Source organism: Chelatococcus asaccharovorans, from assembly GCF_003201475.1.
In the GTDB taxonomy this organism is placed as follows: domain Bacteria; phylum Pseudomonadota; class Alphaproteobacteria; order Rhizobiales; family Beijerinckiaceae; genus Chelatococcus; species Chelatococcus asaccharovorans.
In genome coordinates this window covers 23,723-37,839 of record NZ_QJJK01000015.1, presented here as the reverse complement: position 1 = coordinate 37,839, position 14,117 = coordinate 23,723, and the positions used below count along the sequence as shown (strand labels likewise).

General features: G+C 63.2%; 13 protein-coding genes. 6 read left to right on the top strand and 7 right to left on the bottom strand.

Annotated features, from left to right (window positions below; translation table 11 throughout):
- Positions 1 to 73 precede the first annotated feature (73 nt).
- The 6 genes from C7450_RS28160 (at position 74) to C7450_RS28135 (ending at position 6,918) form a co-directional block, all read left to right on the top strand.
- The gene (locus C7450_RS28160) at positions 74 to 1,225 is read left to right on the top strand and encodes an ABC transporter substrate-binding protein (protein ID WP_110377822.1); all 1,152 of its coding nucleotides are present in this window, start codon (positions 74 to 76) and stop codon (positions 1,223 to 1,225) included.
- 59 nt (positions 1,226 to 1,284) lie between these two features.
- Positions 1,285 to 2,163: a branched-chain amino acid ABC transporter permease gene (locus tag C7450_RS28155; protein WP_110377821.1), complete on the top strand. Its 879-nt coding sequence runs from the start codon at positions 1,285 to 1,287 to the stop codon at positions 2,161 to 2,163.
- Positions 2,163 to 3,158 carry a branched-chain amino acid ABC transporter permease gene (locus tag C7450_RS28150; RefSeq protein ID WP_110377820.1) on the top strand — a complete coding sequence of 332 codons (996 nt, stop codon included), beginning with the start codon at positions 2,163 to 2,165 and terminating at the stop codon, positions 3,156 to 3,158. Before C7450_RS28155 ends, C7450_RS28150 begins: the two co-directional genes overlap by 1 nt.
- On the top strand, positions 3,155 to 3,901 hold the full coding sequence (locus C7450_RS28145) for an ABC transporter ATP-binding protein (RefSeq protein ID WP_110377819.1): 747 nt from the start codon (positions 3,155 to 3,157) through the stop codon (positions 3,899 to 3,901). The genes C7450_RS28150 and C7450_RS28145 overlap by 4 nt, the downstream gene beginning before the upstream one ends.
- Positions 3,902 to 3,903: 2 nt before the next feature.
- Entirely contained in the window at positions 3,904 to 4,653 is a 750-nt protein-coding gene (locus C7450_RS28140) for an ABC transporter ATP-binding protein (RefSeq protein ID WP_110377818.1), read from the top strand.
- A 357-nt stretch (positions 4,654 to 5,010) separates the two neighbouring features.
- On the top strand, positions 5,011 to 6,918 hold the full coding sequence (locus tag C7450_RS28135; RefSeq protein WP_110377817.1) for a bifunctional sugar phosphate isomerase/epimerase/4-hydroxyphenylpyruvate dioxygenase family protein: 1,908 nt from the start codon (positions 5,011 to 5,013) through the stop codon (positions 6,916 to 6,918).
- 192 nt (positions 6,919 to 7,110) lie between these two features.
- Here C7450_RS28135 and C7450_RS28130 read toward each other — a convergent pair whose 3' ends face one another.
- From C7450_RS28130 to C7450_RS28100, 7 genes are all read right to left on the bottom strand, one after another.
- Positions 7,111 to 7,773: a DUF1028 domain-containing protein gene (locus tag C7450_RS28130; RefSeq protein ID WP_110377816.1), complete on the bottom strand. Its 663-nt coding sequence runs from the start codon at positions 7,771 to 7,773 to the stop codon at positions 7,111 to 7,113.
- A gap of 106 nt (positions 7,774 to 7,879) precedes the next feature.
- A complete protein-coding gene (locus tag C7450_RS28125) occupies positions 7,880 to 9,313 on the bottom strand; it encodes an NAD-dependent succinate-semialdehyde dehydrogenase (RefSeq protein ID WP_110377815.1) in 1,434 nt (477 codons plus the stop codon).
- Positions 9,314 to 9,355: 42 nt separating this feature from the next.
- Positions 9,356 to 10,459 carry an ABC transporter ATP-binding protein gene (locus C7450_RS28120; protein WP_245450166.1) on the bottom strand — a complete coding sequence of 368 codons (1,104 nt, stop codon included), beginning with the start codon at positions 10,457 to 10,459 and terminating at the stop codon, positions 9,356 to 9,358.
- A gap of 3 nt (positions 10,460 to 10,462) precedes the next feature.
- Positions 10,463 to 11,509: an ABC transporter substrate-binding protein gene (locus C7450_RS28115; RefSeq protein ID WP_170147488.1), complete on the bottom strand. Its 1,047-nt coding sequence runs from the start codon at positions 11,507 to 11,509 to the stop codon at positions 10,463 to 10,465.
- 103 nt (positions 11,510 to 11,612) lie between these two features.
- On the bottom strand, positions 11,613 to 12,437 hold the full coding sequence (locus C7450_RS28110; protein ID WP_110377812.1) for a carbon-nitrogen hydrolase family protein: 825 nt from the start codon (positions 12,435 to 12,437) through the stop codon (positions 11,613 to 11,615).
- A gap of 21 nt (positions 12,438 to 12,458) precedes the next feature.
- Positions 12,459 to 13,253 carry an ABC transporter permease gene (locus C7450_RS28105; protein ID WP_110377811.1) on the bottom strand — a complete coding sequence of 265 codons (795 nt, stop codon included), beginning with the start codon at positions 13,251 to 13,253 and terminating at the stop codon, positions 12,459 to 12,461.
- The gene (locus C7450_RS28100; RefSeq protein WP_110377810.1) at positions 13,253 to 14,074 is read right to left on the bottom strand and encodes an ABC transporter permease; all 822 of its coding nucleotides are present in this window, start codon (positions 14,072 to 14,074) and stop codon (positions 13,253 to 13,255) included. Before C7450_RS28100 ends, C7450_RS28105 begins: the two co-directional genes overlap by 1 nt.
- Between the last annotated feature and the right edge of the window lie 43 nt (positions 14,075 to 14,117).

Below are 14,117 nucleotides of genomic sequence, written 5' to 3'. Positions count from 1 at the left end.
AAAAAGTCGAACGGGTGGCGCTTGGGGGAGACGGTGCCTAAAAGACCCCTCGTCAATAGCTGGGAGGATATTCATGACACGATCGCACAGATACCGCAGCCTGCTGCTCGCCGTTTCCATCGCCGTGCCCGCCGCTCTCGGTACGGCGCAGGCGGCCGATACGGTCAAGCTCGGCCTTGTCGCCGAGTTGTCGGGAGCGGGTGCCCCGGCGGGCACCAATTGGCGTGACGGCGCCAAGCTCGCCGTCGCCGAGGTCAATGCGGCCGGCGGCATCCTCGGCAAGAAGGTCGAGATGCCCGAATACGACACGCAGACCGATCCGCAAGTGTCCCGTGCGCTTGTCCAGAAGGCGATCGATGAGGGCGTGATCGCCATCATCGGCACGGTCTATTCCGGATCGACCATGGTCAACATGCTCGTCGCGAAGCAGAACAGCATCCCGCAATTCGTCGGCTCGGAAGCTCCGGCCATCGTGGAGAAAGGCAATCCCTTCGTCTATCGCACCTCCTCCGGTGCGCAGAAGGGCGTTCCCGCTCTGACCCCCTATTTCAAGGATACGCTGAAGGCCAAGAAGGTCGGTGTTGCCTGGGTCAACAACGAATTCGGCAAGGGCGGGCGCAACGTGTTCATCGCCGAGATGAAAAAGGCCGGGATCGACGTGGTCGTCGATGCCGCCTCGGAACAGGCGCAGACGGATTACGCCGCCGACGTCGCGAAGATCAAGAGTGCCAACCCGGACGCCGTCTTCGTCTATATGAACCAGGAAGAATCCGCGCGCTTCCTGATCGAAGCGAAGAAGCAGGCGCTGCCGATGCCTTTGGTCGGCGAGGTCACCCTGACGGAGGCCAAGGTCATCGAACTCGCCGGCAACGCAGCCGATGGCGCGATCGCCCATGTCGGCGTCACGGCGACGGCGACGGAAGTTCCCGGTATCGCGGCCTTCGCCAAATCCTTCGAGGACACGTTCAAGCGCAAGCCGACCCATGATGCGATCAAGGGTTATGTCGGCGTCTGGGCGACAAAATACGTCACCGACAAGGTCGGCAAGGTGGACGGCGAGGCCTTCGCCAAGACCATGCACGGGCTCTGCCTGAAGGCGGCGGACCACCCCAAGATCCTGCTCGACACCTGCTGGGACGATCGCGGTGAGATGTCCAGGCCGAGCTTCATGGTGCAGGTCAAGGGCGGCTCACCCGTCGTGATCGGCACCGTTCCCGCCAACTGACGGCTTTCCTCGTGGCCGCGGCGGCGTGCCGCCGCGGCGATCCAGCGAAAAGACGCGCGATGTCCCAATTCCTGCAGGTTTTTCTCTCCGGCCTGGCGACCGGCGCCGTCTACGCGCTCGTCGCCATCGGCTTCACCCTCGTCTGGCAGGCCGCCCAGACCGTGAACTTTGCCCAGGGCGAGTTCGTCATGGTGCCGGCTTTCTTCGTGCTGATCGGCATGCACTGGCTGGGCCTCTCCTTCTGGGTGGCGCTGCTCTTCGGTTTCGCCGTCTCGATCGTCGTGCTCGGCCTCCTGTTCAAGAAGCTGATCGTGGAGCCGATCCTGCCGCATGGCGGCATCACCCTGATCATCGCGACGATGGCGCTCGGTATCCTGCTCAAGGAAAGCGCAAAGGAGTTCTACGGCGCCGAGGCACAGCCCTTCCCGGCCATGTTCCCCGGCGATCAGATCGATGTCTTCGGCGCGGCGGTGTCCTTGCGCGATCTGCTCAACCTCGTCATCTCGCTGGGTATCGTCATTCTATTGACGCTCTTCCTCAACCGCACCCGCACCGGCCGCTGCATGCAGGCGACGGCGCAGAATCCGGGCGTCGCGGAGATCCTCGGCGTCGACGTCAAGCGGATGGTGCTCTACACCTTTCTGATCAACGCGGCGCTGGCGGCCCTCGCCTCCTTCCTCATCACCCCGGTCTATCTGGCGAAGTTCTCCAACGGCGAGACCCTCGGCCTGATCGCCTTCATCGCGGCAATCGTCGGCGGCTTCAACCAGATCCGCGGCGCGCTCGTCGGCGGCCTCCTGATCGGCGTGCTCGACAATCTGACCGCGACCTATGTCACGGCGCAGTACCGTGCCGCGCTGCCGCTGGTGCTGCTCATCGTGATCATTCTTGTGCGGCCGCAGGGCATCATGGGAACCTCCGAAGGGAGGGCTGTCTGATGCGCGGCTTGTCTGTGAGGGACGTCTGGCGGTCTGTCGCGATCGCCCTTCTGCTGGTGGCCGCGATCCTGCTGCCGATCGGCCAGAAGAACTATATCATCTATGTGCTGACTTCCTGGCTGATCTTCACCATCGCGGCCATGGGGCTCAACCTCACCCTGGGCTATGCCGGCCAGATCTCGCTGGCCCAGGCCTCCTTCATGGCGATCGGTGCCTATGTCACGGCGCTTTTGACGCTGGCCGGCTGGCACTGGCTCGCCGCCCTGCCCCCCGCGCTGATCATCTCTTTCGTCGTCGGTCTCATCCTCGGCTATCCCGCCCTGCGCGTGAAAGGGCATTTCCTGGCCTTCGTCACACTCGCCTTCAACACGCTGGTCTTTCTCGTCCTGCGCAACGAGGACTGGCTGACCGGCGGCACCTATGGGCTGTCAGGCATGCCGCGGCCGGATTTCGGGCTGTTCTCCACCGACAAGCATCTGCCGTTCTACTATTTCACGCTGGGCATCACGGTCATCGCCGCGCTCGCGCTGTGGGGCATCGTGCGCTCGCCCTGGGGTCGCGCCTTCAAGGCGCTGCGCGAGAACCCGGTCCGTGCCGAGAGCCTCGGCGTCGACACGCGCAGGGTGACGCTGCTCGCCTTCGCGATCGGCTCGGTCTATGGCGGGCTGGCCGGCGCGCTCATCACCCCCCTCGTGCAATTCATCGAACCGGGCTCGTTCGGGCTCGCGCATTCGCTGCGCATCCTCCTGATGGTGGTGGTCGGCGGCGCCGGCTATTTCTTCGGGCCCTTCATCGGCGCGGCGGTCGTCATCCTGCTGCCGGAGGTGCTGCGCTTCACCGAGGGCTATTACCTCATCATCTATTCGGCGCTCGTCATCGTGATGCTGGTCTTCGTGCCGTCGGGGCTGATCGGCGTCTGGGGACGGCTCAAGGCGAAGGTCTGGCCGAAGCAACAGGTGCGAACGGATATGGCGGAGGGGGCAGGTCTCCAATGAGCGATCCCGTACTGTCCATCCGCAACATCGAGAAGAGCTTCGGCGGCATCCGCGCCGTGCGCGGCGTCTCCTTCGACGTTCACAAGGGCGAGGTTCTGGGGCTGATCGGCCCCAACGGCTCCGGCAAATCGACGCTGTTCAATTGCATCCTGGGCCAGCTTGCGCCGGATGCCGGCGAGGTCTCGGTCAACGGCCGCAGCGTCGCGGGCATGCGCGCGTCCCAGATGAACAGGCTCGGCGTCGGCCGCACCTTCCAGCAGCTCTCGGTCTTCCCGAAGATGTCCGTGCTCGACAACATCATCCTCGCCGGCCAGGAGCATCACGGCACGATGCTCTCGCGCCTCTTCGGCGCGCCGGATGCGGGCCTGACCGGCGAGGCCGAGCGGATGATCGCGTTCTTCCGCCTGACACATCTGCGCGACGAACTCGCCGGCTCGCTCTCCTACGGCCAGCAGAAGCTCGTCGATGCCGCCATGGCCTTCATGGCGGGGCCCAGCCTGGTGCTTCTCGATGAACCCGCCGGCGGCGTGAACCTGACGATGCTGTCGCATTTCAAGGAACGCCTGTCCGCCTACAACGCCGAACACGGCACGACCTTCGTCGTGATCGAGCACAATATGGAATTCGTGATGAGCCTGTGCACGCGTATCATCGTGCTCGCCGAGGGTGCCGTCATCGCCGAGGGGAGCCCCGACGAGATCCGCGCGAACCAGACCGTCATCGACGCCTATCTCGGAGGGTGATGATGCTCGAACTGCGCAACATACATGGCGGCTACGGCAAGATCACGATCCTGAACGGCGTGTCCTTCGCCATCCCGAAGCCCTCCATCACCACGGTGATCGGACCGAACGGTGCCGGCAAGTCGACGGTGTTCAAGGCAATCTTCGGCCTGCTCAACATCCAGTCCGGCCAGGTCCTGCTCGAAGGGCAGGATGTCACGCGGCAGTCGCCGCGCCAGATGATCGGCCATGGGGTGACCTACGTTCCGCAGGGACGCAATGTCGTGCCGCAACTGTCGGTCTATCACAACCTCGAGCTGGGCGGCATCACGGCCCAGGACCAGGTCAAGCTGCGCAAACGCATCGATGCGGTGATGGACCAGTTTCCCATGCTGCGGGAGTTTCGCGACCGCAAGGCGATCGAGCTCTCCGGCGGCCAGCAGAAGCAACTCGAGGTCGCCCGTGCCCTGCTGCTCGATCCGAAGCTGATCCTGATCGACGAGCCCTCCATCGGCCTCTCGCCGAACCTCGTCCAGGAGGTGTTCCGCACGCTCCTTCGCCTGCGCGACCAGGGTGTTTCGGTGCTGATGGTCGAGCAGAACGCCAAAGCCGCGCTGGCGATGTCGGACTATGGCCTCGTGCTCGAACTTGGCCAGACCCGCATGCATGAGCGGGCAGACAGGCTCCTGGCTGATCCGCGTGTGGGCCAGCTCTTCCTCGGCGGACATGTCGCGCCGAGCGCACAAGGAGCAACGTCGCCCCATGCTGGTTGACCTCCTGCCCGCGGCGCCCAACAGGTTGGGCGAACGCCCGCTCCGGTGCGGGGCAACGCGAAGCGGCGGCTGGTCACGTTCTGGTCCTTGAAACAGGGTGCATCGGGAGGCCTGAACTCGCCGCCAGCCTTTAGAGCATTTTCGCGTTTCTCCGAATCGCGAAAATGCTCAATGTCTTTGTTTTAGCGCATTTTCTTCACGCGAACCGGTGTCCACTTCGCTCGAAAATGCTCTAGAGCAAGTCTGTCTTCCGCGGACTTACTCCGCGCGACAATCGCCGAGCAAATTCACCAACCTGGATGGTATCCGACAATACCCTTCAAGGCGAATTTGCTCGAGAAGCAATGGAGCCAAGCCATGATTCCGTCCATCGCCACGGTCTGTGTTTCGGGGACCTTGCAGGAAAAGCTGGAGGCGATCGCCGCCGCCGGGTTCACGGCGGTCGAGATCTTCGAGATTGACCTCATTGCCTTTCCCGGTTCCCCGGCCGAAGTCAAACGCATCTGCGGCGATCTCGGGCTTGCCATTGTGACCTGCCAGCCCTTCCGCGATTTTGAAGGCATGCCGGACGGTCGCCGCCAGCGCGTCTTCGACCGGGCCGAACGCAAGTTCGATCTCCTCCAGGAACTCGGCAGCGACCTGCTCTTCGTCTGTTCCAACACCTCCCCCGAAGCGCTTTCCGGCATCGGGCGGCTCGCTGCCGATTTCACGGAACTCGGTGAGCGCGCCGGCCGGCGCGGCCTCAAGGTCGGCTATGAGGCCCTGGCCTGGGGCCGCCACGTCTTCGACTACCGCGACGCCTGGGAGATCGTGCGCCGCGCCAATCGGCCGGAGGTGGGAATCGTGCTCGATTCCTTCCACGTTCTCTCGCGCCGGCTCGACCTGTCCACCATCGGCACGATCCCGCGCGAGAAGATCGCCATGGTGCAGATGGCCGACGCGCCCCTGCTGCAGATGGACTATCTGTCGTGGAGCCGGCACTGGCGCTGCCTGCCGGGCCAGGGCGAACTCGACCTCAGCGGCTTCATGCGCGCGCTGGTCGCCACCGGCTATGACGGCGTGTTGTCCCTCGAGATCTTCAATGACCGCTTCCGCGCAGGTTCAGCGCGCTCGGTCGCGCTCGACGGCCATCGCTCGTTAATCTGGTTGCTCGACGAGACCGCGCGCACGATCGGCCAGCCGATCCCGGGCGCCGTGCCGATGCCCGCACCCGGCCCGGTCGAAGCCGTCGAGTTCATCGAGTTCGCTGTCTCGGAGGTCGAGCGGCCCGGCTTTGAGCGGCTGCTGCGCACGCTCGGCTTCGCCCGCACGGGAAGGCATCGCTCCAAGGATGTCGACCTCTGGCAGCAGCACGACATCCGTATCGTCCTCAACAGCGAGGATGACGGCTTTGCCCACAGCTACCAGATTACGCACGGCACCTCGGTCTGCGCCCTGGCGCTGCGGGTGCCTGATGCGCAGGCCGCGACAGCGCGCGCCGAAGCGCTGCTCGATGTTCCCCATGCAGGCGCGGTCGGCCCCGGGGAACTCGACATCCCCGCCGTACGCGGGCTGGGCGGCAGCCTGATCTATTTCATCGACCGGGCATCGGCGCTCGGGCGCTGGTCCGAGGTCGATTTCGAGGCGACGGGCGAGAGCGCGGCCGGGGTCGGTCTCACCGGCGTCGATCACGTTTCGCAGAGCATGCAATACGAGGAGATGCTGACGTGGCTGCTCTTCTATTCATCGCTCTTCGACACGCGAAAGGCGCCGAGCCAGGCGGTCCTCGATCCGGGCGGGGTCGTCCAGAGCCAGGTGATCGAGAGCGGCCTCGACGGTCAGACCGGCCATGGACTGCGGCTGATCCTCAATGGCTCGCAGAGCCACCGCACGCTGTCGGCCCGCTTCGTCACCGATTTCTTCGGTTCGGGCGTGCAGCATATCGCCTTCGCCACGAATGACATCGTCGATACCGTGCAGAAACTCGTCGCCAATGGCCTTGCGATGCTGCCGATCCCTGAGAACTACTATGACGACCTCGAGGCCCGGAGCGAACTCGCGCCTGCGGATATTGCCGTGATGAAAGCGCTGAACATTCTCTACGACGCCGACGCCGGCGGAAGCTTCCGCCAGGCCTACACACAGACGCTGGACGGAGGGCTCTTCCTGGAGATCGTCCAGCGCGATGGCTATGCCGGCTACGGCGCTCCCAATGCCGGTATCCGGCTGGCAGCGCAAGCGAGGCTCGCAAGGCCGATGACCGTGCCGGCGCCGAACCGGGGATGACCGGTGTCATTGCCACAGCTTCATCTTCTCGGCCGCCGATGCCGCGGGGGCCCGATCCCCTGCCCCTGTAAAGGGGGAGGATCTCGGCAGTATTTTTGGCAGCCGCCGTCCGCACTGGAACAAGTCCGTCTTTTGCGGACTTGCTCCACTCCACAATAAACGAGAAAATTCACCGCAGCTTGAGATGCGGCTTCAAAATCTGGATGCGGGGATCTCGTTCGGACGCAAGACCTGCGTAACGTAGTGCTCAACCTGCGGCTCGTACAGGTTCCATAGCTCCCTCAGCTTCTTTTCAGGCTCGTCCTCGTAGTCGACCCGCAAATCGACCAGTGGCCATTCATGTTCATGCGCGACGAGAAGGGCTGCGGCCTTCACCGGGCCATACTCGCCGCCGGCGGCGATGCCGGCATCGATCGCGCCAAGCAGCCGCGCGATGAAAGGAACATCGCTGGCGGCCTCGAAATACGCGACCATCTTGCGCGGCACTTCGGTGTTATCCAGACCATTGCCGGTCGAGACGCAGTTCTTGCCGGCAAAACCTGAATTCAACGTCGTAATATTGGGGCCGCAATAATAGGCGACATTTCCGTTACGATCGATGGCGGCAAGCTGGCGTCGCTCCGGAAACTCACTCTCGACGACAAGCTGATCGACGGTCTGCTGGGCTGAAAGCCCGGATTCGAGAAGATCGAGGCCGCGCGATCCCAGGCGGATGTCAGTCCGGCTCTGGGTAGTCACGGCGCCCACGCCGGCTCGCACCCAAGGACAACGATTGCCGACGGCGATGCTGGACGTTGTGATGCCGATGCCGAACATGCCGGTTCCCGGATCGCGTGCGATGAGCGAGAATGTCATTGTCGTTTCTTTCGGATGATAAGGGCCGCCTTGTCACGCTCAGACAAGGCGCGTCGCGTTTTGCCGGACGCTCCGAGACAGGCTATCCGCCTCGGAGCGTGATTGCTCAGGCGCCGATCTGGGACACGAACTTCGTGTTCAGGAACGGCTCGAGCGCCTCCGAGCCACCTTCGGAGCCGTATCCCGAATCCTTGACGCCTCCAAACGGCGTTTCGGGGAGGGCCAGCCCCTGCTGGTTCACAGATACCATGCCGGACTCGAACGCCTCGGAAAGAATATCAATCGACTTCGCCGAGCGGGTGTAGGCATAGGCCGCCAGTCCATAAGGAAGCCGGTTCGCCTCGGCGATGGCGTCCTCGATGTGGCCAAAACGATTGGCGATGATCACCGGGCCGAACGGCTCCTCATTCATGATGCGGGCGTCGGTCGGAACGTCCGTCAGCACAGTCGGCTCGAAAAAAAAGCCGGAATTGCCGATGCGCCGCCCCCCCGTCGCGACCTTGCCGCCACGCGCGGTCGCATCTGCAATCAGGACTTCCATCGCAGAGAGCCGGCGGTCATTGGCGAGTGCGCCCACATCTATGTCCTCTTCCAGACCGTTGCCGACCTTGATCTGCTTCGTCTGCTCAACGAAGGTCGCGACGAACCGGTCGTAGACCCCATCCTGGATCAGGAAGCGCGTCGGAGACACACACACCTGGCCGTTGTTGCGATACTTGGAGGTTCGCAGCGCGGTCACCGCGTTCGGGACATCCGCGTCGTCCATGACGACCACCGGTGCGTGTCCACCGAGTTCCATCGTGATGCGTTTCATATGGGCGCCCGCCAGCGAGGCGAGCTGCTTACCCACTGCCGTTGAGCCGGTGAAGGTGATCTTACGGATGAGCGGGTGCGGAATGAGGTGGCTGGAGATTTCAGCCGGCACGCCATAGACGAGGTTGACCGCATCGCCCGGCACGCCGGCGTCGACGAATGCACGAACGAGTTCGGCGCAGGAGCGCGGTGTTTCCTCCGGCCCCTTGAGCACGATCGAGCATCCGGCGGCAAGCGCGCCGGCGATCTTGCGAACGGCCTGGTTGATCGGGAAATTCCAGGGCGTGAAGGCGGCAACGGGTCCAACCGGCTGCTTGATCACCATTTGCCTCACGCCAGTGAGGCGAGCGGGAATGATCCTGCCGTATGCACGTTTGCCTTCCTCGGCATACCAGTCGATAATATCGGCACCGAGCACGGTTTCAAAACGCGACTCGAACAGAGTCTTGCCGTGCTCAAGCGTCATCAGCCGGCCGATCTCATCGGCGCGCTCGCGCAGGAGGTCGGCAGCCTTGCGCAGTATCTTGCTGCGTTCGAATGCAGACACCTTGCTCCAGGCCTTGAACCCGCGCCATGATGCTTCGGCCGCCTCGTCGAGATCTGCAATCGTTGCGACGGATACTTGGCCGATCACCCGTTCATCGGCGGGGTTTACGACCGGAAGTGAAGCACCATCCGACCCCTCCCTCCATCGGCCTGCGATGAAGAGTTGCACATTTTCATACATGTCTGCCTCGTAGCGTTTTGAAGAGAGAAGGAGCCTCCGCCGTCAGCTTTGCAGGATCTGTCCCGCGCCGGATGGCCATGAGAGATGGACCGTATCGCCCAGTCCAAAGAGGGGCTTGCCGCTCGCGGCAACGACCAGCGTCAGCCCGTTGTTGATCGCGACGTGGAAAATGCTCACCGAGCCGCCATACGCGATATTGGTGACGGTGCCTAAAACCGACGCGTCGCCTGGAGATGGCGAAGGGGAAGACGCAATGCGTATCGCCTCGTAGCGCAACGACAACGTGACCGCGCGACCGACGGTCGCGTCACCGCTGTTCACGCGCACAAGCGTTCTATCCGCATCGGGGAGAATAAGCTCGGTCGAAACAGCGTCGCTCCTGTGCACGACCACTTCGATAAGGTTGGTGCCGCCGACGAAGCTTGCGACGAAGCGGCTGGCCGGCCGTTCATAGATTTCGATCGGCGTTCCGATCTGCTCGACGCCACCCTTGTTGAGAATGGCGATACGGTCGGAGAGCGACAGAGCCTCTTCCTGATCATGCGTCACGCAGACAGTCGTTATGGCCAGTTCGCGCTGCAGCGACTTGAGCTCCGCCTGCATCGCGATACGCAGATTCCGATCCAGCGCGCCGAGCGGCTCGTCCAGCAGGATCACACGCGGATTGACGATGATGGCCCGCGCGAGCGCAACGCGCTGCTGCTGTCCGCCCGACAGCTGGGAGGGCATCCGGCCCCCGAGGCCGTCGAGATGCACCCGCGCCATCGCCTCCGTCACGCGGGCATGGACCTCCGGCTTGCCCACCTTGCGCATCCGCAGGCCGAAGGCAATGTTGTCGAACACGTTCATGTGGGGGAACAGGGCATAGTTCTGGAAAACGATGCCCATGCCGCGCCTGTAGACCGGCACGCCATTGACGGGGGCTCCGGCGATCAGAAGATCGCCGGAGGTGAGGTCGATGAGGCCGGCAATGGCGCGCAGCACCGTGGTCTTGCCGCCCCCGCTGGGCCCGAGGATGGAGAAGAATTCCCCCTTGGCGACGCCGAAACTGATGTCGCGGATCGCGGCGAAATCGCCGTAGAGCTTCGTGGCGTTGCGAAGCTCGACCTGAAAACGGGCTGTCCCCGTATCCTCGGACATTGTCATCGATCAGCCGCCAACTTCCTTGTTCCAGCGTTCGATGAGCGCCGGTGTGTTCTTGGCGATCTCCGCGAAAGGCGGGTAGAGGATATCCTTGGGGTTCGTCACGCGGTTTTTCATCGATTCCGGATAGACCACTTTGGTGTTGGTGACGGGATACTTGATCATGGCCACGAAACCTTTCGCCGCGTCGGCGTTGATGAAGGCATTCATCAGCTTCCATGCATCGGCAGGAGAGTTCTTCACCTTCATGATCTGCGACGACTGGAAGGTGCCGCCCTTCTCCGGCACGATGAAGTTCGCCCACGGGTTCTGGTCAACGAACGCCCAGGAGCGGCCGTCCACATAGATCGCAATGGCGATCTCGCCCGTGGCCATCAGTTGCACGACTTCCGACATGTCGCTGTAGAACTTGGCGACATAGGGCGTCATCGCCGCGAGCTTCTTGAAACCGATATCGGGATTGGCCATCGTGCCGCCGAAGGCATGGACGATCGGGAACACGCACGCCTCCAGAACGCCGGCCTGGTTGGCCGAAGGAATTGCGACAGCACGGCCGAATTCGCCCTTGGCGGTTCGCTCGGCAAACTCCACCCAGGTCCTGGGCGGATTGGGGATCTTGCGCGTGTCATAGAGGAAGCCGCCCGTTCCGTAGGAAAAGCTTACGGCCTTGTTGCCCCACTGGGCGTAGGAGGGTTCCGGCAGGTTGACCAGGTCAGGAAGGTCGGCGGGCGCGATCTCTTCGACGAGACCGAGTTCGATGGCGCGCAGCGTGTCATTCGCGGTGGCGATGTAAAGGTCGTAGTCCGGCTTTGGCATCGTTGCACGGATCTTCGACAGCGCAGCCGACGGAATGTCGACGACAGCGACCGCTTCGCCGCCGGTCTGCTTGATATAATGCGCCACGAAATTCTCGTTCACCGCCTTGGCATAGAGACCGCCGTAGGTGTTGACGGTGAGCTTCGGCGCGGCGGCAAGGGCACGGCCGGCTCCCGTGAGCATAAGCGCACCCAGCGCGCCGCCAGCCTTGAGAAGATTGCGTCTGTTCATCTGCATGATCTGACCCTCTGGTATTGGTGCAGTTGGTTTTTGTCGGTCTGTCGGGTGCGAGGAGCTCATTCTTCTCCGACAGCGGGTCGCCGGCTGCTGGAGCCGCCGTTCAGTAGAGTTCAGGCCTTCGATCCCTCAGCAGGGGCCAGCGCGAGCGCTCGCGCCGCACTGCGTCGAGATCGCATTCCGCGATGACCACGCCTTCGAAAACTTCGTCCGCTTCCTTCAGGACCTCGCCGCCGGGGCTGACGATCAGACTGTGGCCGATGTAGTCGTAGTCGCCTTCGCGGCCGGTCTTGTTCGATGCGGCAACGTAGAGAAGGTTCTCCCGCGCCCTGATCCGATGCAGGGCGTCCCAGAAGGGCGCTTCGGACTGGCCCTCGAAGCGCCAGCTCGCGATGGGCACGCAGACGATCTCCGCACCGGCCTCGCGGACACGTGACCAGCCTTCCGGAAACCAGCGGTCGTAACAGATCAGGATCGCGATGCGGCCGAGTGACGTCTCGAACACCGGAAACGCGCTGCCCGGCTGGAAGTAGAACTTCTCGAAGCTCTTCGTGAACGGGATATGCGTCTTCCGGTAGACGCCGAGGACGCTGCCGTCGCGGTCGATCATGGCAGCCGCGTTGTGAAAGGCGCCGTTCGGCGCATATTCGAAGAAGGGCGCCACGATCGCGGTGCCGGTTTCCCGTGCCACCTTCGCCATGGTCGAAACGGTGATGCCGTCAACCGGTTCGGCGTAGTCGAAGAAACCCGTGTCCTTCTCCGAGGCGAAAAACTCGGTCGAGAACAGTTCCGGCAGCACCGCGAGATCCGCCCTCGCCTCGCGGATGAAGGCAGAGGCCTTCTCGAGATTGGCCGCCTTATCGCCGGCCTTCGACGCCATCTGGATGGACGCCACCCTGATCGACCGCTTTGGTGTGAGCTCGTTCATGTGGGGTTCCTGCGGGGTGCCTCAGATCGTTTCGGTGAGGCGGCGGATGCCGTAGAATTTTTCGATGACGATGATGGCGGCCGTCGTGAAGAGGACCTGTACGGAGGAGACCGCGGCGATCGTCGGGTCGAAATTGTGAACGAGGTAGCTCATCACATAGACGGGTAGCGTCAGCGTCTCGCGTCGGGTGAGGAAGATCGACACGGGCACGTTGTCGAACGACATGATGAATGAGAACAGCCCGCCTGCGACCACGCCCGGCATGATGAGCGGCAGCGTCACCTTGGTGAAGAGTTGCCACGGATCGGCCCCCAACACCTTGGCGGCTTCCTCGATCGAAACAGCCACGCCGAGATAGACGCCGGCGACCGAGCGGATGACATAGGGCACGGTGATGATGACATGCGCGATCAGCAGCGTGGTGAAGGACAGCCCCATGCCCGTCCAGCCGAAGAAGACGAGGAAGGCGATGCCGAGCACGATCGCGGGCACCGTCATCGGCGACAGAAGAAACGCCTGCAGGGCCTCCCTGTGCCTGTGGACATGACGCACCAGCGCCAGTGCCGCCGGCACGCCGATAATAAAGGAGATGAGGGTCGCGCAGACTGCGAGCAGCAGGCTGTTGGTGGCGCTGCGCACCATGTCGGCGTTGCGCCATACCTCTGCGTACCAGTGCAACGTCATCCCTTCGGGAGGAAACCTGATCGCGGCCCCGCGGTTGAAGGATGCGCCGATGACGACGACGAGTGGCAGGGCCATGAATACCATCATCACCCAGACATAGCCGCGCAGCAGGGGATGAGCCGGTTTGCGCATCAGACGCTCCTCTTCCTGAGAAGGCGAAACTGCCCGAAGAGCATCCCCAGCGTCACCACCATCAGAACCGCCGCCATCGCGGACGCGAAGGGCTGGTCATAGGTGATCGTCACCTGCTGGTAGATCAGAAGCGGCACGACCATGGTTCCGCGCCCGCCGAGCATCATGATGGTGACGAAGCTGCCCATGGCGAGCAGGAAGACGAATGTCGCAGCGGTTACGAGGCCGTTGAGAGCCATGGGCAATGTGACGAGGAAGAACACCTTGACGGGCGATGCCCCGAGCACGGCGGCGGATTCCTCGATCGACCTGTCAAGGCTCGACAGCACGCCTGCGATGGAGATGACGGCGAAGGGCAGCAGCACATGCACGGAGGCGATCGTGACAGCCGTCCAGCCCGCCATGAAGTGCACCGGAACGAGGCCGGCCGCCGCGAGGACAGTATTGACGAGCCCGCTATTGCCGAGGATGAGCTGCCATCCGTAGGAACGCACCACCATGCTGATCAGCAGCGGCGCGATGACCAGAAAGATGACGATCCCGCGCTCGACCGCTGATGTGCGTGCTATGAAGGAGGCGATTGGATAGCCGAACAGCAGCGTGAGCACCGTCAGCGCGATCGCGAACACGAATGTCTGAATGAAGACACGCACGTAATACGTGTCCGAAGCCAGCTTCCAGTAGGCCGCCCAGCCGGCGACCCGTTGCGGATCGCTGGTGTCGAAGCTCGCGGCGAGAACCGTGATGATCGGCACCACGAAGAACACTGCGAGCAGCAGCAGCACGGGCAGAAGCAGGGCCAGGACAACTCGCATGCGCATGACTTAACGCTCACAGGGCGGCACAGCTAACCCCTCGCATGGC

Excerpts from the sequence above, each read along its gene's own strand:
- C7450_RS28110 (WP_110377812.1), bottom strand. The coding sequence starts at position 12,437 with ATGAACGAGCTCACACCAAAGCGGTCGATCAGGGTGGCGTCCATCCAG.
- C7450_RS28125 (WP_110377815.1), bottom strand. The coding sequence starts at position 9,313 with ATGTATGAAAATGTGCAACTCTTCATCGCAGGCCGATGGAGGGAGGGG.
- C7450_RS28100 (WP_110377810.1), bottom strand. The coding sequence starts at position 14,074 with ATGCGCATGCGAGTTGTCCTGGCCCTGCTTCTGCCCGTGCTGCTGCTG.
- C7450_RS28130 (WP_110377816.1), bottom strand. The coding sequence starts at position 7,773 with ATGACATTCTCGCTCATCGCACGCGATCCGGGAACCGGCATGTTCGGC.
- C7450_RS28155 (WP_110377821.1), top strand. The coding sequence starts at position 1,285 with ATGTCCCAATTCCTGCAGGTTTTTCTCTCCGGCCTGGCGACCGGCGCC.
- C7450_RS28140 (WP_110377818.1), top strand. The coding sequence starts at position 3,904 with ATGCTCGAACTGCGCAACATACATGGCGGCTACGGCAAGATCACGATC.
- C7450_RS28145 (WP_110377819.1), top strand. The coding sequence starts at position 3,155 with ATGAGCGATCCCGTACTGTCCATCCGCAACATCGAGAAGAGCTTCGGC.
- C7450_RS28105 (WP_110377811.1), bottom strand. The coding sequence starts at position 13,253 with ATGCGCAAACCGGCTCATCCCCTGCTGCGCGGCTATGTCTGGGTGATG.
- C7450_RS28150 (WP_110377820.1), top strand. The coding sequence starts at position 2,163 with ATGCGCGGCTTGTCTGTGAGGGACGTCTGGCGGTCTGTCGCGATCGCC.
- C7450_RS28120 (WP_245450166.1), bottom strand. The coding sequence starts at position 10,459 with ATGACAATGTCCGAGGATACGGGGACAGCCCGTTTTCAGGTCGAGCTT.
- C7450_RS28135 (WP_110377817.1), top strand. The coding sequence starts at position 5,011 with ATGATTCCGTCCATCGCCACGGTCTGTGTTTCGGGGACCTTGCAGGAA.
- C7450_RS28115 (WP_170147488.1), bottom strand. The coding sequence starts at position 11,509 with ATGCAGATGAACAGACGCAATCTTCTCAAGGCTGGCGGCGCGCTGGGT.
- C7450_RS28160 (WP_110377822.1), top strand. The coding sequence starts at position 74 with ATGACACGATCGCACAGATACCGCAGCCTGCTGCTCGCCGTTTCCATC.